The organism is Ruania suaedae (assembly GCF_021049265.1).
Classification (GTDB): Bacteria; Actinomycetota; Actinomycetes; order Actinomycetales; family Beutenbergiaceae; genus Ruania; species Ruania suaedae.
The window spans coordinates 630,929-657,354 of record NZ_CP088018.1 but is presented as its reverse complement, the minus strand read 5'-3'; the positions used below and the strand labels follow the sequence as shown (position 1 = coordinate 657,354).

Below are 26,426 nucleotides of genomic sequence, written 5' to 3'. Positions count from 1 at the left end.
GACCCGTGCCTACGGCGTAGGCATCACCGGCTACGCGTCAGCGGCGATCTGCAGCGCGAGCTCGCAGAACATCGAGTCGGCCCAGGAGAACCACGGCCGGCTGAACACCGCGGGGTCATCGCGGTGGAAGCTCTCGTGCACGTGCCCGGTGCCGGCGTCGGTGCGCACGATCAGCTCCAGCAGCTCGCGCTGTTCGGCGGGGTCGGTGCTCGTCAGTCCCTGGACCGCGAGCGCGATCGGCCAGATCCGGTCCGGGCCGGTGTGGGGGCTGCCGATCCCGGCGCCGGCCGCCCCGGCGAAGTACCAGGGGTTGTCCGTGCTGAGCACCAGCGCGCGAGTGGCGCGGTAGATCTGCGGATCGAGCACATCGGGTGCGAGCATCGGCAGGCTCAGCAGGCTCGGCATGTTCGCGTCGTCCATCAGCAGCACCCCGCCGAGGCCGTCCACCTCGTAGGCGTACACCCGGCCGTGCCGCGGGTGCTCGACGGTCCCGTGCTCAGCCACCCCCGCCGTCAACTCGCCGGCCAGCGAGCGAGCCCGGGCGGCGAGTGCAGCCTCGGACCACACCTCCTCGGCGACCTCGGCGAAGCCGAGCAGCGCCTGCGCGGCGGTGAGGTTGGCCGGCACGTTGTAGCCGAAGGTGCAGGCGTCGTCGGAGGGGCGGAACCCGCTCCAGGTCATCCCGGTGTACCCGACCGGACTGCCGAGGCCGCCGTCGGGCAGGGTCTCGGTGGCGATCGCCCCCGGGCGCTCGAACCGGTACGGGGAGAGCTCGGGGTGCCGCTGCTCGCGGGTGAGCTGGTCCATCACGGTGGCGGCCACGCGGCGAGCCCGCTCGTCCAGGTGATCGGTGCGGCCGGTCAGGCGCCAGAACCGGTGCGCGAGCTGGAGCGGGAAGGCGAGGGAGTCCACCTCGTACTTCTGCTCCCACACCCACGGATCGTCGTTGAGGTCGGCGGGCTCGTAGTGGGCGCCGCTAGCGGTGCGGTTGAAGGCGTTGGCGTACGGGTCGTGGTCGAGCTGACGGAACTGGCGCTGCAGCACGCCCGCCACCAGGTCAGCCAGCGGCGCGCACCCGCCGACCATGCGCAGGTAGGGCAGCAGCTGGGTGGTGGAGTCGCGCAACCACATGGCCGGGATGTCACCGGTGATGACGAAGACGCCGTCGCCATCGATGGTGATCGTCTCGCGCAGCGTGCGGTGCAGCGCGGCCAAGACGCGTTCGCCTACCTGCCGGCCGAGAGCGTCGGTCACGGGCGCCACGTGCGCGGCGATCGCCTGCGCGATCGGAGGGGGCACCGGGTCCAGGGTGCGTACGGGTGCGGTCATCGGCCCTCCTCGATCTCGATCCGGTGCACATGCTCGCCAGGCGTGCGCACCCCGTCGGTCCAGCACAGCACAGTCTGCGCCAGCGCCACCGGCCCGCCGTCCTCGTCCCGGCCGCCCAGAGCCTCGAGCCCGAGCCGGAAGGTGACCGTGCGTCGCTCCCCCGCCGGCACCTCAACGCTGGCCAGGTCGAGCACCTGCCGCGCCCGCGGTCGCACCCCCAGGCGCAGCCGGCGGCCGTAGAGCGGCACCACCACCCGGCGGGTGCGCGCGCCGTCGTTCCTCACCTCGGCCGTGACCTCGACGGTCCTGCCGCCGGCCAGAGCCTGCCTTCCGATCGCCGTCTCGCCCGGGGCAAGGTCGATGCGGGTGGCATCGGGGGCCCGGTGGCCGAGCAGCACCGCGCGCGGTTCGGTCACGTCCGCGTACCCGCGGGAGGTCTCGCACCGCTCGTCGTGCGCGAGCGGGAACACGCCCGAGGCGGTCGGCATGGACACCGGCAGCGCACCGCTGAAGTCCTCGTCCCCGGCGAGCAGACCGGCGAGCGCCTCACCGGCGTGCCGACCCGGGAACGGCATCAGCACCAGGGCATCACACAGCTCCCACAGCCGCCCGACGGCGTGGGGTCGCCCCGTGAGCAGCACGCCCACCACCGGGCGGCCCGCCTCGCGCGCCGCGGCGACGACGTCGAGCTGGGTGGGATCGAGCTCGACGTCGGCGAGGTCGACACCCTCCCCACTGGTCATCCCCCGGTCGACCGAGCGCGCGGCGCCGTTGCCCTCGAAGTCGCTCTCGTACAGGCGCCGGCTGGACCCGCCGAGGACCACCACGCACGCGTCCGCCCCGGCCGCAGCGGTGCGCACCCGGTCCAGGCCGCCGGGCAGCGGGTCGCGCAGCAGGCTCCCCGGCTCGTGCACGACGTCGCCGAAGCGCTCGGTCAGCCCTTCCAGGATCGTGCTCGAGCCGGGGTCCGGGTCCGGCCGGGGGGCCGTGTAGTCGCCGAGCTGGGCGTCCAGCGCGTGGGCGTTCGGGCCGACGACGGCGAGCCGACCCGGCCGCAGCGGCAGCACCGCGGACTCATCGTGCAGCAGCACCATGCTCTCGGTGGTCAGCCGGCGCACCAGCAGGTCGATACGGTCGCGATCGGCACCCGGCGGCGGATCCGGCGCGGCGTCGTCCGGCCGGGCGGACTCCTGCAGCAGGCCGAGGCGTTCCTTCGCCCCGAGCACCCGCGCGGCGGCACGGTCGAGGTCGGCGTCCTCGATCAGGCCGCGCTCGAGCGCCTCATCCAACTGGGTGTAGGCCTCGTCCCACAGGCTCAGGTCCACACCGGCGCGCAGCGCCAGCGCGGCCGCGGAGGGCAGATCCGGGGTGGCGCCGAGCAGCCGGTCAATCGCGGTGCCGTCGGCCATCACGATCCCCTGCCAGCCCCACGCCTGGCGCAGCACCTGCGTGAGCAGCGCGTGGCTGCCTGCGCACGGGACGCCGTCGACGTCGTTGTAGGCGGCCATGTAGCCGAGCACGCCCTCGCTCGCCGCGCGGTGGGCCACCGGCAGGTGCACCTCGGCCAGCTCGCGCCGCCCGATCGGGGCGCCGGAGCCGTTGCGGCCACCGATGCCCGCGCCCTGCGCGGCCAGGTGCTTGACCACGACGCCCACGTGAGCGCTGTCGATGCGCCCGGTGCCCTGCATGGCGCGCACGGTCGCGCCCATCAGCGCCGAGCTGAGCGTGGCGTCCTCGGAGAAGCACTCCTCGGCCCGGCCCCAGCGTGGGTCGCGCAGCATGTCCAGTCCGGAGAGAAGCGCCACGTGCACGCCGCGGGCGCGCAGCTCGGCCGCCACCTGCCCGGCCAGCTCCGCGACCAGGTCGACGTCCCAGGAGGCACCCTGGGCGAGGTTGACCGGCAGGAGCGTGCCGCCGAGGCCCTGCAGGCCGTGCGGCGCCTCCTCGACGAACAGCACCGGGGTGCCGTTGCCGTGGCTGCGCACGTAGTCCTGCACGAGTGCGTAGGCCTCGGCCGAGCGTTCCGGCGGGATGCCGTTGCCCCAGTGCACCCCCGACCAGGGATCGGCGCGTTGCAGTCCGTAGAGCGCGCCGAGCCCGCCCCACCGGTCCACCTCGCGCTTGAGGGTGTCGGTGAGCACGAAGCGACCGTCGATCACGTGCAGCGCGTCCCAGCCCTTGAGGCGCTGGTTGAGCTGGCCGATCCGTTCGGTGCGGCTGAGCCCGGCGAGCGCGTCGGCCACCGCCGGTGAGTGGGCATCGACGCCGCTGGCGGGGCCCGTCATCCCTTGACCGCTCCGGCCAGGAGCGCCCGCTGCATCTGGCGCTGCAGCAGCGTGTAGACGAGGTAGACCGGGAGCAGCGTGAACAGTGTGCCGGCCATCAGCACCCCGTAGTCGGTGCCGGTGGTCAACTTCAGGGTGGGCAGTGCCACCTGGATCGTGCGCTGGGCCGGGTCGGGTCCGATGATGATCAGCGAGTACAGGTACTCGTTCCAGAACGAGAGGAAGTTCAGCAGCACCACGGTGGCCACGCCCGGGATGCAGATCGGCAGGTACACGTGGCGCAGCACCATCGAGGGTGAGGCGCCGTCCATCGAGGCGGCCTCCTCCAGCTCCCGCGGCACCGCACGCATGAACTGCGTGAGGATCACCACCGCCAGCGGCATCGCCGTGGCCGGGAGCAGGAAGATGATGAAGGTCCGGGTGTGGAACAGCCCGGTGGCCGCGGCCAGCAGGAAGGTCGGGAACAGCGCGGCGAAGGTGGGGATCAGGAACCCGAGGGCGAACACCCGCTCGATCACCCGGCCGGCGCGGCCGGTCGCCCGGGCGAGGGCGAAGGAGGCGGGCACCGCGAGCAGCAGGGTGAGGACCAGGGCGCACCCGGTGACCAGGATCGAGTTGATGACGGCGCGATCCAGGTCCGCGCTGGAGATCGCCTCGGCGAAGTTGTCCAGACTCAGGGAGGTGGGCAGGCCCAGCGGGTCGGTGAAGATCTGCTCGTTGTCCTTGAACGAGGAGATGATGAAGTAGTAGAAGGGGATCAGCAGCAGGGCGGCGTAGCCCCAGGCGAGCACTCCGCTCGCGTACGTGCCGGTCCGGCCGGTGCGGGGCACCCTGCGCCTCCGCGGGGCAGCTGTGGTCGTGGTCATCGTCCCTCTCTCGATCAGTGGGTGGCCCGCAGGGACCGGCGGATGGTCAGCATCCCGAGCAGGCCGAGCACGAACAGCACCACACCCACGGCCTGGCTGTACCCGAGGTCGGCCTCGAGGAACGCCTTCTGGTAGATGAGGTAGGACAACGTCGTGGTCTCGGTGCCGGGCCCGCCCCGGGTGAGCAGCAGCACGTTCTGCGCGGAGTTGAACAGGATCGACAGGAACTGCAGCATCGCGACCACGCCCACGAAGTCACGGGCGATCGGCCAGTAGATCCCCCAGGCCACGCGCAGGGAGCCGGCGCCGTCCAGGTGCGCGGCCTGCACGACGGCTTCGTCCACGGAGTCCAGGCGCGCCGCGAGCAGCACGGCCGAGTAGCCGATGCCGGCCCACAGGTCCAGGGCGATCAGCGAGGGCAGTGCGGTGGCGGGGTCGGCAAGCCAGGCCCGCTCGTCCGGGAGCCCGACCATCCCGAGTACCCCGTTGAGCAGACCATCGGGGTTGAGCAGCGAGTAGAACACCAGGGCGGCCGCCGGTGCCGAGATGAGCGCGGGGATGAACAGCAGGTACCGCAACGTGCGGTGCCCACGCGGGCGCTGCACCACGTAGTAGGCGAGCAGGAAGGCCAGCACGATCATCACCGGCAGCCCCACGCCGAGCTGGACGGCACTGTTGCGCACCGCATCCCAGAACACCGGGTCGTTGAACACCGTGCTGAAGTTGCCCGCGCCGGCGAACGTCGGCGTGATGAGCATGCCGGGCCAGCGCAGCAGCGCCACCACGAACATGGCGATCACCGGCCCGATCGTGAACAGCGCGTACCAGACCAGGCCCGGCAGGGCCATGCCCGGGAAGCGTTCCTTCACCGGCGTGCGGCTCAGTGAGGCGGGTGCCGCGGGGCGCGTGGCGCGCGGCTGCAGGACGGTGGCCATGGGGCCGACTCCTTCGTTCGGTGGGGGCGCCGTCAGACGTTGCGGTAGGCCGTCTCGACGAGCTCGATGATCTGGTCGGCACCGACTCCGGGGCCGTAGGCCTGGGCAGTCGCCGCGGTGAGCGGTTCGAAGGCCGTGTCCGGGATGAGCAGGTCGGGCAGGATCACCGGGTCGACGGTCCCGCTGGCCATGACGTCCTGGGCCTGGGCCACCAGCGGGTAGTCCTCGCTGCGCGTCTCGGTGATGGCGTTCATGTCCCGGCCGGACTCGAGGATGAACTCGCCGATCACCGGCTCGCTGAAGAGGTACTCGATGAACGGGCGGACCAGGTCCAGCTTGCGCGAGCCGTTCTCGCTGATCCACAGGCCCATCCCGTTGAAGCTCTGGATCACGCTGGGCTGGTCGAGCACGGCGCTGGCGGGCACCGGCCAGCCACCGATGGTGGTCTCCGCCGCGCGGTCGTCGGGCACCAGTGCCAGCGCCGAGGACATCGACGACATGATCGCCGACTCCCCGGCCGTGTACTGGGTGAGCATCGAGTCGGAGTTGAAGCCCTGGGCGTTGTCCACGAACACCCCGGCCTCGCGCAGCTCGACGAAGTGCTCGACGCCGGCGGCGGCCCCCGGGCTGTCTCCCAGCCGGCCGCTTGCGAACACCTCGCGCGCCTGCTCGGGGGTGAGGAACGACTGCAGGATCTGCATGAACAGCTTCTGCCCGGTCCAGTCGCTGCCGCCGATCGCCACCGGGCCGTAGCCCGCCGAGCGCAACCGGTCGGCCGCCTCGTACAGCTCCTCGGTGGTGGTGGGCACCTCGAGCCCGACCTCCTCGAGGATGCGGTGGTTGAAGGCGACCGGCCAGTTCGTGCGGGTGTAGGGGAAGGCGCGCACCCGCCCCTGCTCGTCGGTCCACTCCTCGACCGCGCCGTCGGTGATCCGGTCCGCCAGGCCCCACTCCTCGAGGTAGGGGTTGACCGGCACGGTCGCCCCGGCCTCGGTCCAGGCGAGGGTCTTGCCGACCATGTTGACGATCGCGATGTCGGCCTCCTTGCCGGCCAGCACCGAGGTCTCGAACACAATCGGCAGGTCGGAACCATTGCTCAGGGTGGCGATCTGCGCGCCGAACTCCTCCCGGTACCGCTGCACCACCCGGCGATAGACGTCCGCACCGGCCACGGCGCCGGCGAACTGTGCGTGCACCACGAGGGTCTCGTCTCCGCTGGCGGCGGGCATGAGGGAGGCGCACCCGCCGAGCATCGGCGCGAGCACGCCACCGCCGAGCCCGGCTCCCAGGAGCGCGCGACGGCTGAGCGTGGAAGACATGGGACTCTCCAGCGAGATCGAGGGCAGACAGGCGGGTTCAGTGGCGTCGACCGCTCTCCCGGACATGCCAGAAGCGAGGCGAAGGCTCACGTGTACCGCTTTACAAGCAGGGAACGTATACCGCTTTACAAGCGCACGTCAAGGCCGTAGGTTGTGACACCGGACCAGCCCGCCGACCCGACCGAGAGACCGATGCCGTCCCAGCCCACCGCGCCCAGGAAGCGACCGACCATCGCCGACGTCGCCCGCCTGGCCGGGGTCTCACCGTCCGCGGTCTCGCACGCGTTCAACGCGCGCCCGAACGTCTCGGCCGAGACCGCCGTCCGGATCCGGGCCGCAGCCGATGAGCTCAACTGGCGCCCGAACGTCGCCAGCCGGCGCGTCTCCGGGGCCGCCGGGCGCAGCCTCGGACTGGTCATCAGCCAGGACGGCACGTCCTTCCGGCGCGACCCGTTCTTCGTCCGCCTGCTCGCCGGGCTCACCGCACCGCTCGCGGAGATCGGCTGGTCGCTCTCGCTCACGGTGGTCGACCCCCCGGACGAGACCGAGATCTATCGGCAGTGGTGGAACGAGCAGCGGGTCGACGGCTTCCTCCTGGTGGACCTGCGCACCGACGACGCCCGGCCCCCGCTGCTGCAGAGCCTGGGTGCGCCGGCGGTGCTCCTCGGATCCCCGATCCCCGGCGCGACCGCCCCCGCGGTCACGCTCGCCGACGAGGCGGCGCTGGTGGACGTGCTCGGGCATCTCGCCGCGCTCGGGCACCGGGATGTCGCCCGGGTGGACAGCGCAGCACGCCTGGCGCACGTCCGGGAACGCTCGCAGCGGTTCGTCGCTGCTGCCGCCCGGCATGCGATGACGGCCTCGGTGCTGCGCTGGCCCGCCGATGCCGAGGACCCGGTTCAGCAGGTCCTGCGCGAGCGAGGCCGGGCCACCGCGCTGATCGTCGACAGCGAGTCGATCGCGGCGTCGATCGTCTCCCACGCACCCGAGGTCGGTGTGCAGGTGCCCGAGGACGTCTCGGTGATCGCCTGGGAGGACTCCTGGGTCAGTCAGTTGGTCCGCCCCCGCCTCACCGCGCTCGAGGCGCCGGTGGAGGCCAGTGCCCGCATCGCCGTCGACCTGCTCGCCCGGCTCGCCCGCGGCGAGTCCGTGGACTCGGTGATGGTGCCCGGACGCAGCCTCGTGGTGCGCGAGTCCACCGGCCCCGCCCCCTCCTGACCCACCCCACTGCCGATCCTGCTAGGAGAACTGTGCCCGCTCTGCCCGACGCCTCGCCGACCGCCCCGACCCCGCGCTTCGGGGCGAACTGGGTCCCCTCCCACGACTGGATGTTCCAGTGGATGGCCATCGAGCCCGACGCCGTGCGCCGCGACTTCGAGGCCCTCGCCGGCCTGGGCCTGGACCATGTGCGGGTGTTCCCGCTGTGGCCGGTGCTGCAGCCCAACCGGACCCTGATCCGCGCCCGCGCGCTCGATGACATCCGGCTGGTGGCCGACCTCGCGGCCGAGCTCGGCCTGGACATCAGCGTGGACGTGATCCAGGGACACATGTCCGGCTTCGACTTCGTCCCTGCGTGGCTGGTGAACTGGCACGAGGGGAACATGTTCACCGACCCCGCCGCGGTGCAGGCCCAGGCGGACCTGGTCGCTGCCGTCTACGACTGTGTGCGGGACGCCCCGAACCTGATCGGTCTGACTCTCGGCAACGAGCTCAACCAGTTCCAGCCGCCCAACCCGGCCGCCATGCCCGCTGACACCTCCCAGGTGACGCACTGGCTCACCTCGCTGCTGGAGGCGCCGCGCGACCCGGAGCCCGGCCACCTCATCACCCACAGCGAGAACGACCACCTCTGGTATCGCGACGGCCACCCCTTCGTGCCCACGCACGCCTCCCGCCTGGGTGACGTGACCACGGTGCACTCATGGATCTTCAACGGCACGGCAGCGCGATACGGGGGCCTGTCGGGCCAGTCGGTGCGGCACGCGGAGTGGATGATCGAGCTCTCCCGCGCGTTCGCCACCAACCCTGATCGACCGATCTGGCTGCAGGAGGTGGGCGCACCCTCGCTCAACCTGACGCCGGCGGAGATGCCGCAGTTCTGCACGCGCACGGTCGCCGAGGCCCTGACCACCGAGCACCTGTACGGCATCACCTGGTGGTGCTCGCACGACGTCTCGCGCACGCTCGGCGACTACAAGGACCTCGAGTACAGCCTCGGGCTGCTCGACACCGGCAACGCGGTCACCCCGGTGGGGCGCGCGTTCGCCGACGCCGTTGCCGCGGCCCGGGCCGAGCCGGCCACGCCGGCGCGGCGCACTCACGCCGTGGTGGTCGAGGTGGACGCCGACGACGTCCCGCTGGACCGCGGCGGGCTCGGCCCGGGCGGCGCTGTCTTCGAGGCCTGGCACGCAGCCGCCGAGCGCGGCGAGCGGCTCGGCGTGGCCACCCGCCGCGCGAGCGGGGACCCGGCACCCGGTGAGGCTGAGATCATCGAGAGATGACCACTCTCGGCCCGCAGCACAAGTCCTTCCCTTCCCGCACGTGGGGCCTCGAGCTCGACGACCTCGCCTCGCTGGGGCTGCGCGTCTCGGACCTGTCCACCCCACTGGTGACCCTCAGCGCCGACGCGCTGCGCCACAACACCGACCGGATGGCCCGCTGGGCGCAGGAGAGCGGCGTGCAGCTCGCCCCCCACGGCAAGACGACGATGGCACCGGCGCTGTGGCAGATGCTGCTCGACGCCGGCGCCTGGGGCATCACCGTGGCCACCGGATGGCAGGCGCAGGTGGCGCTGACCCACCACGTGCCCCGGGTGATGATCGCCAACGAGGTACTCGACCCCCACCTGCTCGGCTGGCTCGCGAGCGCCGCGCACGCGGGCCGCGTGGTGCTGTGGTGCGACAGCCTCGCCGGGGTCGAGGCCGCCGAGCGCGCGGCGGCGGCCGCCGGTGGGTCGCTGGAGGTGATCGTCGACCTGGGCGGAACGGAGGGCCGCACCGGGGTCCGGAGCGTGCCCGAGGCACTCACGGTCGCCGAGGCCGTCCTGGCCGCCGGGCACCTGCGGCTGGTGGGCAGCGGCGGCTACGAAGGAGCGCTCGCCCACGACCGCGGCGCCGCCTCGCTGGCGGAGGTCCGCACCTGGTGCGCCCGGTTGGCCGGGCTGCACGAGCAGCTGCTCGAGCGCTTCGAGACCGACAACCCGATCCTGACCGCTTCGGGCAGCCTGTACTTCGACGTCGTCGGCGCTGCGCTCGCAGGTGCGTCGGGCACGTCGGGAACGGCGAGCACCGTGGTCCTGCGCCCCGGTGCGGCACAGATCCACGACCACGGCCACTACGGGCACCTGTCCCCGCTCGCTGCCGACACCGATCCGTTGCGGCCGGCCGCGCTCGGGTGGGCACGGGTGGTCTCGGCCGCCGAGCCGGGGCTGGTGGTCCTGGACGGCGGCAAGCGCGACTTCGCCTACGACCTCGTCCTTCCCGATCTGCGGGGGCGCGACGGCGCCCCGCTGCCGGACCTGGAGGTGAGCGCACTGAACGACCAGCACACCCTGGTCCGGACCCCGCCCGGGGCGGGCCCGGCGATCGGTGAGGTGGTCCGGCTGGGTATGAGCCACCCGTGCACCATCCTGGACAAGTGGCGGCTGCTGCCGCTCATCGAAGAAGCCGGCAGCGAGGATCCGCTCGTGGTCGGCGCCGTGGAGACGTGGTTCTGATGGCACCCGCAGCATTGACGATCACCGGGGCGCTCGTCGTCGACGGCAGCGGCGAGGAGCCCCGGCACGCCACCGTGCAGGTGCACGAGGGGCGGATCACCGCGGTCGAGCCGCCGGCCGCCGCAGCGGCAACCACCACCGGCGGTGAGGTGGTCGAGGCCGGCGGGCTGGTGCTCGCGCCGGGCTTCATCGACATGCACGCTCACAGCGACCTGGCGCTGGTCTCCGGCGCGCACGCCGAGGCCAAGCTGGCCGAGGGCGTCACCACGCAGGTGATCGGCCAGGACGGGTTGGGCTATGCCCCGATGGACGATGCCTCGGCGGCCCAGCTGCGCCGTCAGATCGCCGGCTGGAACGGCGACCACCCGCTCGACTGGCGCTCGATGGCCGACTTCCTGGACGTCCTCGACGCCGGCGCGCCCACCCACGCCGCGGTGCTCACCCCGCACGGCAACCTCCGGCTGCTGGCGATGGGCAACGACCGGCGCGCCCCGCAGGACAGCGAGCTGGACCGGATGACCGGGCTGCTGCGCGAGAGCCTGGCCGCCGGCTCCGCCGGCCTGTCCATGGGCCTGACCTACGCGCCCGGGATGTACGCCCGGACCGAGGAGCTGACCGCGCTGTGCGAGGTGGTCGCCGAGGCCGGCGGTTACATCAGCCCGCACACCCGCAGCTACGGTGCCGGGGCGCTCGAGGCCTTCGCGGAGATGATCGAGCTGGGCCGGCGCACCGGCGTGCGCATGCATCTGACCCACGCCACCATGAATTTCCCGCTGAACGCCGGCCGGGGCGCCGACCTGCTCCGACTCGTCGACGAGGCCCGTGCGGACGGCGTGGAGGTCTCGATGGACACCTACCCCTATCTCGCCGGCGCCACCACGCTGAGCGCGCTCCTGCCCGGCTGGGTGAGCGAGGGTGGGCCGGACGCCACCCTGCACCGCATCGCCGAGCCACGCACTCGCCGGCGGATCCTCACCGAGCTCGACGAGACCGGCTCCGACGGTGCCCACGGCGTGCCGGTGGACTGGTCGGCGATCGAGATCTCCGGCACCGGGCAGGAGTCTCTGCGCGACCGGGTGGGCCGCCGGGTCAGCGAGCTGGCCAGGCACGAGGGCCGCCCGCCGGCCGAGGTGGCGCTGGACCTGATGAGCGCCGACGACCTCGCCACCACGATCCTCATGCACGTGGGCCACGAGGAGAATGTGCGTGCGATCATGCGCCATCCGTGGCACTGCGGCGGCTCGGACGGCATCCTCGTCGGCGAGAAGCCGCACCCGCGCGCCCGGGGCACCTTCGGGCGCTACCTGGGCCGGTACGTGCGCGAGCTCGGCGTACTCTCCCTGGCCGAGGCGGTCCGGCACCTGAGCGCCACTCCGGCCCGGGTGGTCGGTCTGGACGACCGCGGCACGATCCGGCCCGGGGCGGTGGCCGACCTGGTGCTGCTCGATCCCGAGGCGATCCGCGACACCGCCACCTACGACGATCCCCGGGGGCTGACCCATGGCGTCCGCCGGGTCTGGCTGGAGGGCCGGCCGGCCTGGCACGACGGCGCCGTGCTGGACGCACGCGCAGGACACGCGCTGCGGCTGCGCTGAGAGCACCCGCTGGCTCACGTAGGCTGCCGCGGACGACGAGAGGCCACCGATGACCGACCACGAGGCGCGCACGCCCGCCGATCTCACCGGCGTGCCCGGGCTGCTCGACCTCGCGCGTTCGCGCGGCCCGTTGTTCGGCTCCGATGCTCCGACCGGCGCCCAGATCCGGCAGCGACTGACCGCGAGCCTCGGGCTCTGGGCACACGAGCAGACCCCGGCCGCCCGCGAGCTCGCCACCTGGACCCGCGACGGCGTCACCGGGGTGGAGCTGGAGTGGGAGACCGGCGTGGGCGCCCCGGCACGGGGCCGGCTGCTGCGCCCCGCCGGTGAATCCGGGCCACTGCCCGGGGTGGCGGTGCTGCACTGCCACGGCGGCGCCAAGTACTACGGCCGGGAGAAGGTCGCCGATGGCCCCGACCCGACGCCGGAAGCCGTGCGCCGGATCCGGGAGGAGCTGTACGGGGGCCGGGCGATCGCCGACGATCTGGCACGCCGCGGGTACACCGTGCTGGCCCACGACGCCTTCGGCTGGGGCAGCCGCCGGATCCCGGTCTCATCGATGCCGGCGCGCACCCGCGCCGTGGCCGGGCTCCAGCTCGCCCGCGCGGACCGGGAAGCGCAGCGGCAGGGCCGCGAGCTCGACGAATCGGACACCTACGACGCGTTCGCCGGCCCGCACGAGGACGCGATGGCCAAGCTGCTGGGCGTCCTCGGCACCTCCTGGGGCGGGATGGTGGCCCGCGAGGACCTGATGGCGGTGGACCTGCTCGCCCGGCGAGCGGACGTGCACGACGGCGGGGTCGCCGTCGTGGGCCTGTCCGGCGGGGGTGCACGCACGGCACTGCTGACGGCGCTCAGCGATCAGGTGCGGGCGGCGGCCGTGCTGTGCATGATGGCCGGGTTCGAGGAGGTGCTGGACGGCTTCGTGCACGGCCACACCTGGATGATGATGAACCCCGGCATCGGCCGGGTCGCGGACTGGCCGGACATCGCGGCGGCCGCCGCACCCCGGCCGTTGCTGGTCGGCTACGGCGAGCGCGACGCGCTGTTCCCGCTCGCCGGCATGCGCGCCGCCCACGCCCGCATCGCGGCCCGCTACGCCCAGGCCGGGGCGCCGGAGTGCTACCGCGGGGAGTTCGTCGATGCCCCGCACGAGCTGGGGCCCGACCTGCAGGCCCGGGTGTGGCAGTTCCTCGACGAGACGATGGGCGCCTCAGCCGACGAGCGCTGAGACCGCCGCGCGCTGGTGGACCTGCGCGGAGAAGGCCGCGCCGATCTGCGTGGCCAGCCTCGTCAGGTGCTCGGTGTGACGGGCGTATCCGGCGGCGACCTCGTTGGGATCGAGCCCTTCGGCCAGCGCCCACCGGCGCATGGTCGCCTCGTCCGCCTCCGGATGGAACTGCAGGCCGAGGGCGCTGCGCAGGCGGAAGGCCTGGTAGGGGTACTGCATCGAGGAGGCCAGCCAGGTGGCGCTCCTGGGCAGCACGGTGACGGCGTCGCTGTGCATCGCCGGCACCGGCACGTCCCGCCCGAGCGTCTCGGTGACGGCGCCCAGGACCGGGTCGGACCAGGCGTCAGGGCGCATCCGCACCTCGACCACGCCGCGCTCGGGGCCGGTGGGCGCCGAGACGGTGAGCTGACCGCCGGCGGCGACGGCGAGCATCTGCGCGCCGAGGCAGATGGCCAGCGTCGGCACGTCCCGCTGGACCGCCTCGGCGAGCAGACCGCGCACCGCGGGCAGCCACGGGTGGTCGGCGTCGTCGACGGCTGCCATCGTGCCTCCCAGCACGATCAGCGCCTCGAGGTCACCCACCTCGGGCAGCGGGTCGCCGGCGTCGGGGCGCACCAGGCGCACCTCGAGATCGGTCAGCGTCCCGGCGAGCAGGCCCAGGGGCACCTCGTCCTGGTGCTGAATCACCGTGACGACGGGGGCAGGCCGTGTGGGGGAAGGGGTCTGGGTCACGGCAGGCAAGATAGCCTCGCGACCTGGTGAGCCCCAAAACGGCGCGTGAGCGCGGTCACGGAGCCGGCCGCCGTCGGGCGGAGCGCGAGGGGGACGGTGGCGGGTAGGCCTACCCGGGGCAGGTCGTTGCGCGGGGACCGGTGAACGGCGAAGATCGGGGGGTGAACCGCACCATCTCGCGCCTGCTGGCGCTCGCCGCCACCACCTTCATGCTGACGACCGTGACGGCGGGGCCGAGTCTGGCGGAGGAACCGCTGCGTGTGGCAGGTCACGTGGAGGACCTCACCTCCGAGGAGGTGCTGAGCGGGGGTGCGGCCGAGATCGAGGCCGCCACCGAGCGGCTGGCCGAGGAGACCGACCTGGACCTGTTCGTGGTCTACGTCGACTCCTTCGACGGCATGAGCCGGCAGGACTGGGCCACCGAGACCGCGATCGCTTCGGACCTGGGCGTCAACGACGCGCTGCTGGCCGTCGCGGTCGAGGACCGTGCGTACGCCACCTCCTATGACGACGCGTTCCCGCTCTCCGAGAGCCAGACCGACCGGGTCGAGGCCGACGCCGAGGACTACCTCGCCGCCGACGACTGGACCGGGGCCGCCGTCGCGCTCGCCGACGGGCTGCGCAGCGAGGCCGCCGGGGGTGGGGGCGCGAGCGCGATCTGGTGGCTGCTCGGCGCCGGGCTGGTGATCATCCTCGTCGTGGTGGTGATCCGGTCCTGGCTGCGTTCGCGCCGCCGCAGGCAGGCCGTGGCTGCCGGCGGTGGCCCGGGCGGGAGGCCGGCGGGACCGGCCACCCCTCCCCCGCCGCCGGGTTCACCCGAGGCCGAGCTGGCCGGGGTGCCCGTGGCCGAGCTGGAGCAGCGCGCCGGCTCGGCTCTGGTGGCCCTGGACGACGCCGTCCGCAGCTCCGAGCAGGAGCTCGCCTTCGCCGAGGCCCAGTTCGGGCTGCAGGCGATCCAGCGGTTCCGCGGCGCGGTGGAGAGCTCGAAGAAGCAGCTCGGTGAGGCGTTCGCGGTCCAGAACCGGCTCGAGCGCAGTGCCGCCACGAGCGAGGCCCAGCGCCGCAGTGACCTGATCCGCATCCTCACGCTGTGCGAGGAGGCCGACCGCACCCTCGACGAGCAGGCCGAGGGCTTCGCCGAGCTGCGGGACATGCAGGCCAGGGCTCCGCAGGCCCTGGACGAGATCGAGCAGCGGGCGCAGGAGATCGCCGACACGATCCCGCCCGCCGAGCACGCCCTGAACCAGCTGCGCGCCACCTACCCGGCCACGGCGCTGGAGTCGGTGGCCAAGGCGCCCGAGCAGGCACGTCACCTGCTCACCGCCGCCGAGGAGGCGGTGCGCGCAGGCCGCGAACGGCTCGCCGCGGAGGAGCGCAACGCCGCCGTCGCCTACGTCCGCACGGCCGAGGACGCACTCGGCCAGGCGGTCGCCCTGGTGGAGTCGGTGCACCAGGGCAGCCTGCAGCTGGCCGAGGCCCGATCCCGGCTGGAGCCGGCGCTGGCCTCCATCCGGGCTGACCTGGTCGACGCCGAGCGGCTCGCGCGGGGCGACTCCCGCGTGCAGGGGATCCTCCCCCGGGCGAACGCCGCGATCGAGCAGGCGCAGCTCGCCCGCGAGACCGGGGACCCGATCGCGGCCCTGGCGGAGATCACCGCCGCCGAGGACGCCCTCGACGAGGCGCTGGCACCCCACCGCCAGGAGGTCGAGCACCGCCAGCGGGCAGCGGCGAAGATCCCGACCGGGATGCAGCGCGCGGAGGACCTCGTGCGCTCGGTGAACTCCTACATCGAGACCCACCGGGGCGCCGTCGGTGCTCAGGCACGCACGCGCCTGGCCGAGGCCACCGACATGCTCGGGCAGGCCCGCGCCGACCGGGACTCCGACCCGGCCCGCACCATCGACCGGCTCAACCGGGCGTGGCAGGCCGCCTCCCAGGCGCGCGACCTCGCCCATGCCGATGTGCGCCGATGGGAGGCCGGCCACGACGACGGCTACGGCGGGTTCGGCGGGTCCACCTCCGGACGCAGCGGCTACGGCCACCGCGGTGGAGGGATCGACGTCGGCTCGCTGATCCTGGGCGGCATCCTCGGTGAGGTCTTCGACAACGACCATCGGGGCGGCTTCGGCGGGTTCGGGGGCGGCTTCAGCGGCGGGTTCGGCGGGAGCCGGTCCCGCGGGGGCGGCGGGGGCTTCGGAGGCGGGTTCGGAGGCGGCGGTAGCCGCGGACGAGGAGGTGGCGGCCGCTTCTGATCGCAGACAGACAAAGTCCGAGCGAGACGATCTCGGGCTGCCGCACGTTCGACCCACCAGACCCACGTTCGAAAGGACCGCTCATGACGGAGAAGCAGACCATCCTCGGCCGGATCGCCCAGCTGACGAAGGCGAACATCAACTCCCTGATCGACCGCGCCGAGGACCCGCAGAAGATGCTGGACCAGCTCGTGCGGGACTACACCAACAACATCGCCGAGGCCGAGCAGGCAGTGGCGCAGACGATCGGCAATCTGCGCCTGGCCGAGCAGGACTACAACGACGACGTCGCCGCCACACGTGAGTGGGGCAACAAGGCCCTGGCCGCCTCCCGCAAGGCGGACGAGATGCGCCAGGCCGGGGACAGCGCCGGCGCCGACCGCTACGACAACCTCGCCAAGGTGGCCCTGGGCAGGCAGCTGGACTTCGAGCGCGAGGTCAAGCAGGCCGAGCCGATCCTCGCCTCCCAGAACGAGGTGGTCGAGAAGCTCAAGAACGGCCTCGCCATCATGAAGGACAAGCTCGGCCAGCTGAAGGTCAAGCGCGACCAGCTCGCGGCCCGGGCCAAGTCGGCCGAGGCGCAGGCCAAGGTGCAGGACGCCGTCTCCTCCATCAACGTCCTGGACCCCACCAGCGAGCTCTCCCGCTACGAGGAGCAGATCCGCCGTCAGGAAGCACTCGTGGCCGGCAAGGCCGAGATCGCGTCCAGCTCGCTGGACGCTCAGTTCGACGAGCTGGAGACCAGCGGCGACACCCTCGAGGTCGAGGCGCGGCTCGCGGCTCTGAAGTCCGGCGGGGCCGCCGGGCAGATCGGGCACTGACGCCCCGGCCGAGCGCTGAGCGGTGCGGCATCGACGCACGCCACGCCGCACGGCTCAGCGCTCGGCGCGCACTACTGTGGGTCCATGTCGCAGATCCCGGAGGGCCCCCGCACCTACCTGCTCGTGGACGGTGAGAACATCGACGCCACGCTCGGGATGAGCGTGCTGGGCCGCCGCCCCGCCTCGGAGGAGCGGCCCCGATGGGATCGAATCACCGAGCACGCCCGGGCACGCTGGGGCAACCCGGTCACCGCGCTGTTCTTCCTCAACGCCACCAGCGGCCAGATGCCGATGAGCTTCGTGCAGGCGCTGCTGGCCATGGGCTACCACCCGATCCCGCTCTCCGGCGAGCCGGGCGAGAAGGTCGTCGACATCGGTATCCAGCGCACCCTCGCCGAGCTGCGCACCCGCCCGGGCGACGTGCTGCTGGCCAGCCATGACGGCGATTTCCTGCCCCAGGTGGAGGATCTGCTCGACGGCGAGCGCCGCGTCGGCCTGATCGCCTTCCGCGAGTTCGTCAACCTCCAGTTCGCCGAGCTGGCCGATCGCGGCCTGGAGGTGGTGGACCTGGAGGACGACATCCACGCCTTCACCGTGCCGCTGCCGCGGGTGCGGATCATCCCGCTGGCCTCGTTCGACCCGGCGCGCTACCTCTAGGCAGCGACCGGCCGGCCCCGGGCTCACCGATCTCGGGCTCACACCGCTGAGGGGTCCGAAACTCAGGGTCCGAGCCCCCCCAGGGGCCGAACTTTCGGCCCTTTCGGCGGGTTGACCCTGAGTTTCGGACCCCTCGAGCGTGCTGGGCCGACCGCGCCGATCAGCCCTTGACGGCTCCGGCGGTCAGGCCGTTGGCCATCTTGTTCTGCACGAACAGGAACACGATGATCACCGGGATCGCCACCAGCGCGGAGGCCGCCATCAGGCCACCCCAGTCGGTGGCCTCGAAGGAGGTGTTGTAGCGGGCCAGCCACAGCGGCAGCGTCGCGGCGGACTCCCGCTGCAGCACCACCAGCGCCAGCACGTACTCGTTCCAGGCGCTCAGCAGCGCGAACACCCCGGAGGCGACGATCCCCGGTGCCAGCAACGGCAGGGTGATCCGCAGGAACGCCCCCAGCTTCGAGCAGCCGTCGATCTGGCCGGCCTCCTCGAGCTCGTACGGGATGCCGTCCACGAAGCCCTTGAGCATCCAGATGGTGATCGGCACCGAGGCGCCGGCGTAAAGCACGCTCAACCCGAGCACGCTGTTGATCAGTCCCCAGCCGTCGAGCATCCGGAACTGGGAGATGAACAGCGCCTCGGCCGGGATCATCTGGATCACCAGGATGGTCAGTACCACCGGACCCTTGCCGCGGAACTTGAAACGGCTGATCGCGGCGGCCGCCAGGACGGCCGAGACCAGCGCCATGGCCACGGCCAGAGCGGTGGCGATCACACTCATCCGCATCGCCGCCCAGAAGGAGGAGTCGCCGATGATGCGCGTGTAGTTGTCCCCGGTGAACGGCGAGGGCCAGAACTGCGGCTCGGATCCGTACAGGACCTCGTCCGGCTGCAGGCTCGAGTTCACCATCCAGTAGATGGGGAAGACCCACAGCAGCGCCAGCAGTAGCGCTCCGATATTGCGTGCCCCACGGCCCAGGAGGCGCGAGGTGGGCTGACGGCGCCGGCGCGGCCCGGCCGGGCCCGCTGCCGTTCCGCTCGAGGGCGCGGTCGTGGAAGAGGTTGCCATGGTCATCACGCGTCATCTCCCTGGCGGACTAGCTGGCGGACGTAGAGGCCGGTCAGCAGCAGGGTGAGCAGCAGCATGATGGTGGCCACGGCGGCCCCCTGCCCGTACTCTCCCTGGCCGAGGCCGATCTGGTAGACGTAGGTGCCCAGCACGTTGGTCTCGCTCGAGATGCCGCCTGCGGTCTGCAGCACGGAGATCTGGGTGAAGACCCGCAGGTCCCAGATGATCTGCAGGGTGGCCACGAGCATCAGCACCGTGGCGATGCCGGGGATGGTGATGTGCCGGAAGCGCTGCAGCGGGCCGGCACCGTCCAGCTGGGCGGCCTCGTACAGGCTGGTGTCGACCTGGGTCATCGCGGCATAGGTGAGGAAGAGGACCAGCGGCACGCTCCCCCAGGCGATGACGGCGCCGGCGATGACGAAGAACGAGAGCGGGTCCAGCAACCAGGCGTGGTTGTCGAAGCCTTCCAGTCCCAGACCGACCAGGACGGCGTTGACCACGCCGGAGCTCGGGTTGAACAGCCACTGCCAGACCGTCAGCGAGGACAGGTGCGGCGTGGCCCAGGCCAGCAGCATCGCACTCTGCACGGCCACCCGCGCCCAGGTCCGCACGCCGGTGAGCAACCAGGCGGTGAGCACCCCGATGACCATGGTCAGACCGGCCACGACGGCGCAGAAGACGATCGAGCGGGCGAAGACCGCCCAGAAGTCGGCGTCGCTGAGCACCCGGGTGTAGTTGTCGAACCAGACCCACGGCGCATCCTGGCCGAACTGCTGGGCGAGCCCGAACTCCTGGAAGGACATCACGAACTGGCGCACCAGCGGGTAGCCCTGTGCGACCAGGACGATGGCGATCGCCGGCAGCCCGATCAGCAGCGGGTAGAACGCCTGTAGGCGTGTGCGCCCGGAGCGGCGGCGCACGGGCGGCGCAGCGCTCACCGGAGCGGCCGCCGAGACCTCGGTACCGGCCATGGTTGTCCTCCTCGTCCCCGGCCCCCGCTTCGCGCGGGGCGCCGGCATCAGGACCAGCCACAAGGACCGGGACCGGGCGTGCTGCCCGGTCCCGGTCCGAGGGTCAGTCGTTGAGCAGCTGAGCCACCGTCGCGTCGGTGTCGGCCGCGAGGGTCTGCGGGTCCTCCCCCTGCGCGAGCTGGACCATCATGTCCCGGATGACGTCGTTGCCCTCGACGACGCCCCAGTTCTCGGCGTTCGGGGTCATGACGGCGTTCTCCACGGCGGTGATCTCTGCCTCGCCGACCTCGGTCTCGGCCAGCGGCTCCGCGTAGGTGCTGTTGCCGGGGACCCAGCCACCGTCGGAGGCGAAGTAGGTCTGGAACTCCTCGCTCATCGTCAGGCGCAGCAGGTCACGGGCGTACTCCTGGTTCTCCGAGGCGGCGGGGATGCCGAGGTTGGAGCCGCCGGCGAACACGTGACCGACCGAGCCGGGCTCCTCACCGGGCAGTGCCATCACGCCGGTGTCCTCCTGCAGCTCGGGCGCGATCTCGTCGTACATCAGGTGCAGGCCGGAGAACATCCCGGCGCGCCCCTCGTTGTAGGCGATGTAGGGCTGGCGCGACTCGTCGACGCTGGCGGAGGCCGCCGTGGCGGTGCCCTCCGTGTAGAGGCGCTGCAGGTTCTCCAGCGCCGCGATGCCCTCGGGCTCGGAGAGGGTGCCGACCCACTCCTCGCCGTCCTGCTCGGCGAAGTTCGCCCCGTAGGTGAAGACCCAACCCATGGCCGAGCCGAAGTCGCGGGCCGGCAGGTACATGCCCTCGAAGTCGTCGGTGCCCTCCGGGTTGGCTGCCTGCAGCGCGATCGCCGCGTCGGTGAGCTCCTCGATCGAGGTGGGCAGCGGGATGCCGGCCTCCTCGAAGAGGGACTCGCGGTAGTAGATCACCCGGGATCCGGCGAACATCGGGGCCGCGTACAGCGAGCCGTCGAAGGTCCCGGCCTCCACGAGGCTGGGGACGAGCTCGTCGCCGCCGATCTCCTCCTGCATGTCCGAGATGTCGCTGAGGGCACCGGCGGCACTGAAGGTGATCACCTGCGAGTTACCGAACTCGACCAGGTCGGGGGTCTGGTCCGGGCTGGCGAGGGTGGTCTGCAGGCGGGTGACGATGCCGTCCCAGTCCTGGATCTCGATGGTCAGCTCGGCGCCGTCGTTCTGCTCGGCCCACGTGTCCACCAGCCACTCCTGAGCGACCTCGGGCACATCGTTGCGCATGAACCATACGGTCAGGTCGGCGCTCTCCTCGGCGTCGGAGGACCCGCCGCCGGAGGAACAGGCGGTGAGGGCGAGCGCCCCCGCCATCGTGGCAGCGACCAGCGCCGCTCGACGTTGACTTCTCATGATGTCTCCTTCCGCCCCTGCGGGCGTGCTCACGTGCTTCTCGGTGCCGGGTACCGGTCGGCGGACCTGTGTTCGGTCACGCCACCGCCACTCTCGAGCGGCCGGCTCGCGTCGCGGTCTACCGGCGGCGACGATCGATGTATTTGTAAGTTATACATCGCAATCTCGTCCTCTTCGATCCGTCGGGCCGCTCTGCCCCGACATTTCACGTCGCCGAAATACGACGATACATGGTCGACACATGCGCTCGGCCCTCGAGTATGGCGCCGTAACAGGACTGTTATGCGAACTCAGGTCCGATCCGCGGCACCACCGCCCGCGGCCCTGGACAACGTCATGCCCATCTGTCTACGTTTTGTCAGGCACCTGTGCTTAATGAGCCTCGACTGCCTCATCCGATCCAACCTTGGAGCCTTTCGCGTGTCCTCGCTGCAGCACTCCCTATTCCCCCGCCCTCGCCGAGCCGACGTCGCCCCGGGCCCGGGAGCCCCGACCGGGCAGGCGCCGCGCGTGGTGCTCGACCCGGCCGTGCCGGCCCAGGGGTACCGGTTGCGTACCGGCCCCGACGGCGTCGAGCTCGCCCACAGCGACGACGCCGGACTGCGCTACGGGCTGGACACGCTCGACCAGGCCCGGGCCCACGCCGATTTCGAGTCCAGCGCGCTGCTCATCGAGGACCATCCCGACTTCCCGGTCCGCGGCTTCATGCTCGACTGCAGCCGCGACCGCGTCCCCAACCGCCGATCGCTGCTGCGCTACCTCGACCTGGCCGCGAAGGCGCGATTGAACCACCTCGAGCTCTACATCGAGCACACCTTCGCGTGGCGCGAGCACAGCAAGGTCTGGGAGGCCGCCTCGCCCTTCACCCCCGAGGACCTGCGCTGGCTCGACGACGAGTGCGCCGCCCGCGGGATCGACCTCGTCCCGGCGCTGAACTGCCTGGGTCACATGGAGCGCTGGCTCAAGCACGAGGAGTACCGCCACCTCGCCGAGTGCCCCGACGGCTTCCAGTGGGGTGACGACCACCGGGTGGCCGCCACCATGGAGCCGACCGAGCAGGCCGCTGAGCTCGCCCTCTCGCTGATCACCGAGGTCGCCTCCTGCGTGCGGAGCACGACGATCAACATCGGCGCCGACGAACCGTTCGAGCTGGGCCTGGGCGCCTCCGCCGGCGAGGTGGCCCGCCGCGGCCGGGGCGATGTCTACTTCGACTACGTCGAGCGCCTCCTCAAGCCCCTCACCGAGCAGGGCTACACCGTCGGCTTCTGGGCCGACATCTTCGCCGAGCACCCCGAGCTGATGGGCCGCGTGCCCGAGGGCGCGGTGCCGATCGTGTGGCAGTACGACGCCCCGTCCCTCGCGGCGGCCGTCATCGACGGGGCCGACGCCACGCTGCGCCAGCACTGGCAGGACATCGCCTTCGACGTCGACACCACCCGCGAAGGCGCACGGGGCCGCGCCACCCACCTGATCGAGGCGGGCGTGCCGTTCTGGGTCGCACCGGGCACCAGCACCTGGCAGTCCTTCACCGGGCGGCTCGAGAACGCCGTCGAGAACCTCGTCGACGTCGCCCGGCTCGGGCTGGAGGTGAAGTCCACCGGGTACCTCACCACCCAATGGGGCGACCACGGGATGCACGACGGCTACGTGACGGCCTTCGTCCCGCTGCTGCTCTCGGGCGCGATCGCCTGGGGCGTGGACGCCAACGACGCGCACGATCTCGACGAGCTCGCGAACCGGTTCGTCACCCTCGACCCGACCGGCCGTACCGGCCGGGCGCTGGTCCACGCCGGCCGCGCGACCGCCGCCCTGGACGCGCCGCTGCTCAACGCCAGCCAGGCCTTCACGGTGCTGCACCGGGCCGGGAACATCCCGGCGCACAGCTGGCCGGGTGCGGCCGGCATCGAGGCGGCCGAGCGCGTGCTCACCGAAGCACTCGACCTTCTCGACGGCGCAGCCCCCGCCTCCCAGGACGGCGACCTCGTCCTGGCCGAGCTGGCGCACCTGATCGCGTGGTCGCGTTTCGGTCTCGACGTGCTGCGCCTCGGGCACGGCGGACTGGAGACGCTGAGCCCGGAGGCCGCCGTCGTGCTCCTGCACCGCCTGGACGCCCTGCGCGAGGACTTCCGCCCGCTGTGGCTGGCCCGCTCCCGGCCGGGCGGCCTGGACGACTCGGTCGGGCGTTTCGACGCCCTCCGCGCACGGCTCGCGACCGCGGCGGCAGGTCTGTGATGCGACCCGTGGAGGACGCGGCCGCCGCCGACCCCGGCCGGCTGGCCATCCGGGCGCACCGGCCTGCGGACTTCGACGAGTACTGGGCCTCCTCCCTGCGCTACCTTGACCGCACCGACCCCGCCGCGGTCTCGACCCACCGGCCCGATATGAGCACGCCCGAGGTGGACGTGTTCGATCTGCGCTTCGACAGCGCCGGCGACGTGCGGGTGGCCGGGTGGTACGCCCGACCCGCCGGTGAGCACGCGCCCGGATCCCTGCCCGGCCTGTTGGTCATCCCGGGCTACATCTCCGACCCGATCGTGCCGACCGCGTTCGCCGCGGCCGGCTATGCGGTGTGCTCGGTGGCCCCGCGCGGCAAGGTGCGCTCACGCGACCAGGTCAACCCGGGTTACCCGGGGCTGCTCGTCGATGGCCTGCTCGACCCGTGGACCTCCACCTACCGCTCGTTCTACCTCGACGTCGTGCGCGCCTTCGACGTGCTGCGGGCGATGCCGGAGGTCGACGACGATCGCGTCGGCGTGCACGGCTCCAGCCAGGGCGGGGGCCTGGGCGTGCTCGTGGGAGCACTGCGGGCGGGATCGGTGGCCGCCGTCAGCGCCGGCGCCCCGTTCATGTGCGGGGTGATGGACTCGGTCCGGCTCACCCGCACCTACCCCTACCAGGAGGTCCGCGAGCTGCTGCAGCAGGACCCGGGTCTGCTCGAGGCCGTGACCGAGGCCGCCGGATACCTGGACTGCCTCAACCTCGCGGGCTCGGTGCGCTGCCCCACGCAGGTCTACATCGGTCTCGGTGACGACGTCTGCCCGCCCGAGACCGGCTACGCCCTCGTCGAGGCCCTGACCGGGGCACCGACCGAGCTGCTCGCCTGGCCCGGGTGCGGGCACGACGCGGGCCTGCCCTGGATGTCGGAGCACATCGATCGTTTCCTCGCCTCCCACCTGCGGCCGGCCGGCGCACGGGTGGAGGCCGACCTGGCCGGGAGCAACGCATGATCGTCAACGCATCCTGGAGCGACTACTGGGCCGACCTGGACGCCGAGCTGTCCGCCGTCCCGGTGTCGATGCACTCCCGCCGCGATCCCGTGCGCAGCACCCCGGACTTCGAGTTCTGGGAGATCACGATGAGCAGCGTGGGGCACCGGGGCTCCGGTCACCACCGCATCGCCGGTTTCCTCAGTGTCCCGACGGCGCCCGGCCCCCACCCCGGCCTGCTGGAGCTGCCGCGGCACGGGTCGGTGAACCACACCCCGCACAGCAACGAACGCGAGCGCTACGTCGTGCTCACGGTGATGCACCGCGGGCAGCGGCTCGCCGACGCCTCCTACCGGGCGCCCTACCCCGGCGCACTGCTCGCCGGGGCCGAGGACCCCGCCGAGTACCTGGGCCGGGGCATCGTCGCCGACGGGCTCCGCGGCCTCGAGGTGCTCTGCTCCCACCCCGCCGTCGACCGCGACCGGGTGGGCCTGGTCGGTGACGACATCGCCGTGCTCGTCGCCGCCCGGGGGCCGCAGGTGGCGGCGGTCCGGGTCGACCGGCTGCACCTGACCCGGGCCTGGGAGCGCGCCCGCTCCACCGGGAGCTATCCGCTGCAGGAGATCAACGACCTGCGGCGTCACCGCCCCGAGGCCGCCGAGGCGGTCCGGCGCACGCTGACGCTGTTCGAACCGGAGGCGCACGCGCCGTCGGTGAGCGCACCGACGCTCGTCTGTCTCGACGACGGCGACCTCGCCGCGGGCTCAGGTCTGCTGGAGGCACTCGGCGCGGGCGACCGCCTGCGCGTGAGCCATCAGGACCGCCTCGACGACGACGCCCGGGACGCCTGGCTCGCCGCGCGACTCGGCGTGGACGCCAGGAGCCGTTTCCTGGAGGCCGCGCTCGCACTGCCGGGAGAGCGTTGAGCGCGCCGGAGCCGATGCCGGGCCGCGGACACAGCGGGCGCATCGTCAATGCGGCCGCCACCCTCACCAAGCTCGGTGGGTCGGTGATGCGCCCCGAGACCCTGGCCGCCATGGCCGATGCGGGCAGCCGGTACATCGACCTGCCGCAGGCCTACCGGCGCGCGGGTGAGCACCTGGCAGCCCTCACCGGCAACGAGGCCGCCGCGGTCACCGCCGGGGCGGCGGCCGGGCTGAGCCTCGCGGTGGCCTCGTGTGTGACGGTCGGGCACGAGGACGTCCTCGAGTCCTTCCCCGCCATCCCTGCCCACCTGCCGGACGAGGTGGTGATGCTCACGCCGCAGCGCAACGCCTACGATCTCTCGGCCCGTCAGCTGGGCGTCCGCATCGTCGAGTGCGAGGCCGATCCACAGGCACTGGCAGCGGTGCTGGGGCCGCGCACCGCCTGCGTGCTGTGGTTCGCGGGCACCCAGTACCCGGCCCCCGGGATCACCCTTCCCGAGATTGTGGCCCTCGCCCACGAGCGGCAGGTCCCGGTGCTCGTCGACGCGGCCGCCCAGATCCCGCCGGTCTCCTCGCTGTGGCACTACACGGTCGAGGCCGGCGCCGATCTCGTCGTCTTCTCCGGCGGCAAGGGGCTGCGCGGGCCGCAGACCAGTGGGCTGGTGCTCGGACGCGGTGACCTCGTCGCCGGGGTCGGCGTGCACGCCTCCCCCCACCACGGCATCGGCCGCGGTTACAAGGTCGGCAAGGAGGAGCTCGCCGGGATCGTGCATGCCGTCGAGGCCTCGCTCGCCGCCGACGAGCCCGCCCTGCTGCAGTCCTATGAGGACCAGGTGCGGACGTGGATCGAGGAACTCACGGGCGCCACGGGCCCCGCTGTCGCCGCGGTGCACGCGTGGCAGGGCTATCCCAGCGAGGCCGGGCAGCCGCACCCGCGGGCGATGCTCACCCTGCCCGGGCCACGTGCCGAGGAACTGACGTCCCTGCTCTGGGACCAGGACCCGCGCGTCGTCGTGCTGGTCACGGCATCGGACACGATCGCGCTCAACCCCCAGCCACTGCTCCCCGGCGAGGGGGAGGCAGTGACCGGGGGCGTGCTCCGCGCGTTGCAGAGCCTGCGGTGAGAGGTGAGGCGAACG

At 72.4% G+C, this 26,426-nt stretch carries 21 protein-coding genes; 12 read left to right on the top strand and 9 right to left on the bottom strand.

Translation table 11 applies throughout. From position 1 onward, the window contains the following. Nucleotides 1–30: 30 nt before the first annotated feature. From LQF12_RS02995 to LQF12_RS02975, 5 genes are read right to left on the bottom strand one after another with little or no spacing between them, the layout of a single operon-like run. Nucleotides 31–1,329 (bottom strand): glycoside hydrolase family 125 protein, encoded by a 1,299-nt coding sequence (locus LQF12_RS02995; RefSeq protein ID WP_231054521.1) that lies wholly within the window; start codon nucleotides 1,327–1,329, stop codon nucleotides 31–33. Further along, the gene (locus tag LQF12_RS02990; protein WP_231054520.1) at nucleotides 1,326–3,614 is read right to left on the bottom strand and encodes a glycoside hydrolase family 3 protein; all 2,289 of its coding nucleotides are present in this window, start codon (nucleotides 3,612–3,614) and stop codon (nucleotides 1,326–1,328) included. Before LQF12_RS02990 ends, LQF12_RS02995 begins: the two co-directional genes overlap by 4 nt. Continuing rightward, nucleotides 3,611–4,480 (bottom strand): carbohydrate ABC transporter permease, encoded by an 870-nt coding sequence (locus LQF12_RS02985; protein ID WP_231054519.1) that lies wholly within the window; start codon nucleotides 4,478–4,480, stop codon nucleotides 3,611–3,613. Before LQF12_RS02985 ends, LQF12_RS02990 begins: the two co-directional genes overlap by 4 nt. 14 nt (nucleotides 4,481–4,494) lie before the next feature. After that, nucleotides 4,495–5,415: a carbohydrate ABC transporter permease gene (locus tag LQF12_RS02980; RefSeq protein ID WP_231054518.1), complete on the bottom strand. Its 921-nt coding sequence runs from the start codon at nucleotides 5,413–5,415 to the stop codon at nucleotides 4,495–4,497. 32 nt (nucleotides 5,416–5,447) lie between these two features. Next, nucleotides 5,448–6,734 (bottom strand): ABC transporter substrate-binding protein, encoded by a 1,287-nt coding sequence (locus LQF12_RS02975; RefSeq protein ID WP_231054517.1) that lies wholly within the window; start codon nucleotides 6,732–6,734, stop codon nucleotides 5,448–5,450. A gap of 192 nt (nucleotides 6,735–6,926) precedes the next feature. Here LQF12_RS02975 and LQF12_RS02970 point away from each other — a divergent pair, with 192 nt between their 5' ends. From LQF12_RS02970 to LQF12_RS02950, 5 genes are read left to right on the top strand one after another with little or no spacing between them, the layout of a single operon-like run. After that, nucleotides 6,927–7,952 (top strand): LacI family DNA-binding transcriptional regulator, encoded by a 1,026-nt coding sequence (locus LQF12_RS02970; protein WP_231054516.1) that lies wholly within the window; start codon nucleotides 6,927–6,929, stop codon nucleotides 7,950–7,952. Between the two features lie 32 nt (nucleotides 7,953–7,984). Beyond that, nucleotides 7,985–9,235, top strand: coding sequence for a glycoside hydrolase 5 family protein (locus LQF12_RS02965; RefSeq protein WP_231054515.1), 1,251 nt, complete (start codon nucleotides 7,985–7,987; stop codon nucleotides 9,233–9,235). Continuing rightward, nucleotides 9,232–10,449 carry an alanine racemase gene (locus LQF12_RS02960; protein WP_231054514.1) on the top strand — a complete coding sequence of 406 codons (1,218 nt, stop codon included), beginning with the start codon at nucleotides 9,232–9,234 and terminating at the stop codon, nucleotides 10,447–10,449. Before LQF12_RS02965 ends, LQF12_RS02960 begins: the two co-directional genes overlap by 4 nt. Beyond that, a complete protein-coding gene (locus LQF12_RS02955) occupies nucleotides 10,449–12,044 on the top strand; it encodes an N-acyl-D-amino-acid deacylase family protein (protein ID WP_231054513.1) in 1,596 nt (531 codons plus the stop codon). Before LQF12_RS02960 ends, LQF12_RS02955 begins: the two co-directional genes overlap by 1 nt. Before the next feature lie 49 nt (nucleotides 12,045–12,093). Further along, entirely contained in the window at nucleotides 12,094–13,275 is a 1,182-nt protein-coding gene (locus tag LQF12_RS02950; RefSeq protein WP_231054512.1) for a dienelactone hydrolase family protein, read from the top strand. On the opposite strand, the gene LQF12_RS02945 is transcribed toward LQF12_RS02950, so the two are convergent. Beyond that, nucleotides 13,258–14,007 (bottom strand): type 1 glutamine amidotransferase, encoded by a 750-nt coding sequence (locus tag LQF12_RS02945; RefSeq protein ID WP_231054511.1) that lies wholly within the window; start codon nucleotides 14,005–14,007, stop codon nucleotides 13,258–13,260. The genes LQF12_RS02950 and LQF12_RS02945 overlap by 18 nt on opposite strands. A 161-nt stretch (nucleotides 14,008–14,168) precedes the next feature. Here LQF12_RS02945 and LQF12_RS02940 point away from each other — a divergent pair, with 161 nt between their 5' ends. From LQF12_RS02940 to LQF12_RS02930, 3 genes are all read left to right on the top strand, one after another. After that, entirely contained in the window at nucleotides 14,169–16,259 is a 2,091-nt protein-coding gene (locus LQF12_RS02940; RefSeq protein WP_231054510.1) for a TPM domain-containing protein, read from the top strand. 83 nt (nucleotides 16,260–16,342) lie between these two features. After that, nucleotides 16,343–17,080 carry a PspA/IM30 family protein gene (locus LQF12_RS02935; protein ID WP_231054509.1) on the top strand — a complete coding sequence of 246 codons (738 nt, stop codon included), beginning with the start codon at nucleotides 16,343–16,345 and terminating at the stop codon, nucleotides 17,078–17,080. A gap of 84 nt (nucleotides 17,081–17,164) precedes the next feature. Continuing rightward, nucleotides 17,165–17,737, top strand: coding sequence for an NYN domain-containing protein (locus LQF12_RS02930; protein WP_231054508.1), 573 nt, complete (start codon nucleotides 17,165–17,167; stop codon nucleotides 17,735–17,737). Nucleotides 17,738–17,897: 160 nt separating this feature from the next. Here the strand turns inward: LQF12_RS02930 and LQF12_RS02925 are convergent, their stop codons facing one another. The 3 genes from LQF12_RS02925 to LQF12_RS02915 form a co-directional block, all read right to left on the bottom strand. Further along, nucleotides 17,898–18,806, bottom strand: a complete 909-nt coding sequence (locus LQF12_RS02925) for a carbohydrate ABC transporter permease (protein ID WP_231054507.1) — start codon at nucleotides 18,804–18,806, stop codon at nucleotides 17,898–17,900. 5 nt (nucleotides 18,807–18,811) lie between these two features. Beyond that, nucleotides 18,812–19,777, bottom strand: coding sequence for a carbohydrate ABC transporter permease (locus tag LQF12_RS02920; RefSeq protein ID WP_231054506.1), 966 nt, complete (start codon nucleotides 19,775–19,777; stop codon nucleotides 18,812–18,814). 103 nt (nucleotides 19,778–19,880) lie between these two features. Then, the gene (locus tag LQF12_RS02915; RefSeq protein WP_231054505.1) at nucleotides 19,881–21,155 is read right to left on the bottom strand and encodes an extracellular solute-binding protein; all 1,275 of its coding nucleotides are present in this window, start codon (nucleotides 21,153–21,155) and stop codon (nucleotides 19,881–19,883) included. A gap of 420 nt (nucleotides 21,156–21,575) precedes the next feature. Between LQF12_RS02915 and LQF12_RS02910 the strand changes: the two genes are divergently transcribed. From LQF12_RS02910 to LQF12_RS02895, 4 genes are read left to right on the top strand one after another with little or no spacing between them, the layout of a single operon-like run. Next, nucleotides 21,576–23,387, top strand: a complete 1,812-nt coding sequence (locus LQF12_RS02910; RefSeq protein WP_231054504.1) for a family 20 glycosylhydrolase — start codon at nucleotides 21,576–21,578, stop codon at nucleotides 23,385–23,387. After that, complete coding sequence (locus LQF12_RS02905) at nucleotides 23,387–24,382, top strand: acetylxylan esterase (protein WP_231054503.1); 996 nt, start codon at nucleotides 23,387–23,389, stop codon at nucleotides 24,380–24,382. The genes LQF12_RS02910 and LQF12_RS02905 overlap by 1 nt, the downstream gene beginning before the upstream one ends. Continuing rightward, nucleotides 24,379–25,287 carry an acetylxylan esterase gene (locus LQF12_RS02900; RefSeq protein WP_231054502.1) on the top strand — a complete coding sequence of 303 codons (909 nt, stop codon included), beginning with the start codon at nucleotides 24,379–24,381 and terminating at the stop codon, nucleotides 25,285–25,287. The genes LQF12_RS02905 and LQF12_RS02900 overlap by 4 nt, the downstream gene beginning before the upstream one ends. Further along, nucleotides 25,284–26,411: an aminotransferase class V-fold PLP-dependent enzyme gene (locus LQF12_RS02895; protein WP_231054501.1), complete on the top strand. Its 1,128-nt coding sequence runs from the start codon at nucleotides 25,284–25,286 to the stop codon at nucleotides 26,409–26,411. Before LQF12_RS02900 ends, LQF12_RS02895 begins: the two co-directional genes overlap by 4 nt. The last annotated feature ends 15 nt before the right edge of the window (nucleotides 26,412–26,426 follow it).

Excerpts from the sequence above, each read along its gene's own strand:
- LQF12_RS02995 (WP_231054521.1), bottom strand. The coding sequence starts at position 1,329 with ATGACCGCACCCGTACGCACCCTGGACCCGGTGCCCCCTCCGATCGCG.
- LQF12_RS02905 (WP_231054503.1), top strand. The coding sequence starts at position 23,387 with ATGCGACCCGTGGAGGACGCGGCCGCCGCCGACCCCGGCCGGCTGGCC.
- LQF12_RS02900 (WP_231054502.1), top strand. The coding sequence starts at position 24,379 with ATGATCGTCAACGCATCCTGGAGCGACTACTGGGCCGACCTGGACGCC.
- LQF12_RS02955 (WP_231054513.1), top strand. The coding sequence starts at position 10,449 with ATGGCACCCGCAGCATTGACGATCACCGGGGCGCTCGTCGTCGACGGC.
- LQF12_RS02915 (WP_231054505.1), bottom strand. The coding sequence starts at position 21,155 with ATGAGAAGTCAACGTCGAGCGGCGCTGGTCGCTGCCACGATGGCGGGG.
- LQF12_RS02960 (WP_231054514.1), top strand. The coding sequence starts at position 9,232 with ATGACCACTCTCGGCCCGCAGCACAAGTCCTTCCCTTCCCGCACGTGG.
- LQF12_RS02985 (WP_231054519.1), bottom strand. The coding sequence starts at position 4,480 with ATGACCACGACCACAGCTGCCCCGCGGAGGCGCAGGGTGCCCCGCACC.
- LQF12_RS02970 (WP_231054516.1), top strand. The coding sequence starts at position 6,927 with ATGCCGTCCCAGCCCACCGCGCCCAGGAAGCGACCGACCATCGCCGAC.
- LQF12_RS02920 (WP_231054506.1), bottom strand. The coding sequence starts at position 19,777 with ATGGCCGGTACCGAGGTCTCGGCGGCCGCTCCGGTGAGCGCTGCGCCG.
- LQF12_RS02990 (WP_231054520.1), bottom strand. The coding sequence starts at position 3,614 with ATGACGGGCCCCGCCAGCGGCGTCGATGCCCACTCACCGGCGGTGGCC.
- LQF12_RS02975 (WP_231054517.1), bottom strand. The coding sequence starts at position 6,734 with ATGTCTTCCACGCTCAGCCGTCGCGCGCTCCTGGGAGCCGGGCTCGGC.
- LQF12_RS02980 (WP_231054518.1), bottom strand. The coding sequence starts at position 5,415 with ATGGCCACCGTCCTGCAGCCGCGCGCCACGCGCCCCGCGGCACCCGCC.
- LQF12_RS02930 (WP_231054508.1), top strand. The coding sequence starts at position 17,165 with ATGTCGCAGATCCCGGAGGGCCCCCGCACCTACCTGCTCGTGGACGGT.
- LQF12_RS02925 (WP_231054507.1), bottom strand. The coding sequence starts at position 18,806 with ATGGCAACCTCTTCCACGACCGCGCCCTCGAGCGGAACGGCAGCGGGC.
- LQF12_RS02950 (WP_231054512.1), top strand. The coding sequence starts at position 12,094 with ATGACCGACCACGAGGCGCGCACGCCCGCCGATCTCACCGGCGTGCCC.
- LQF12_RS02935 (WP_231054509.1), top strand. The coding sequence starts at position 16,343 with ATGACGGAGAAGCAGACCATCCTCGGCCGGATCGCCCAGCTGACGAAG.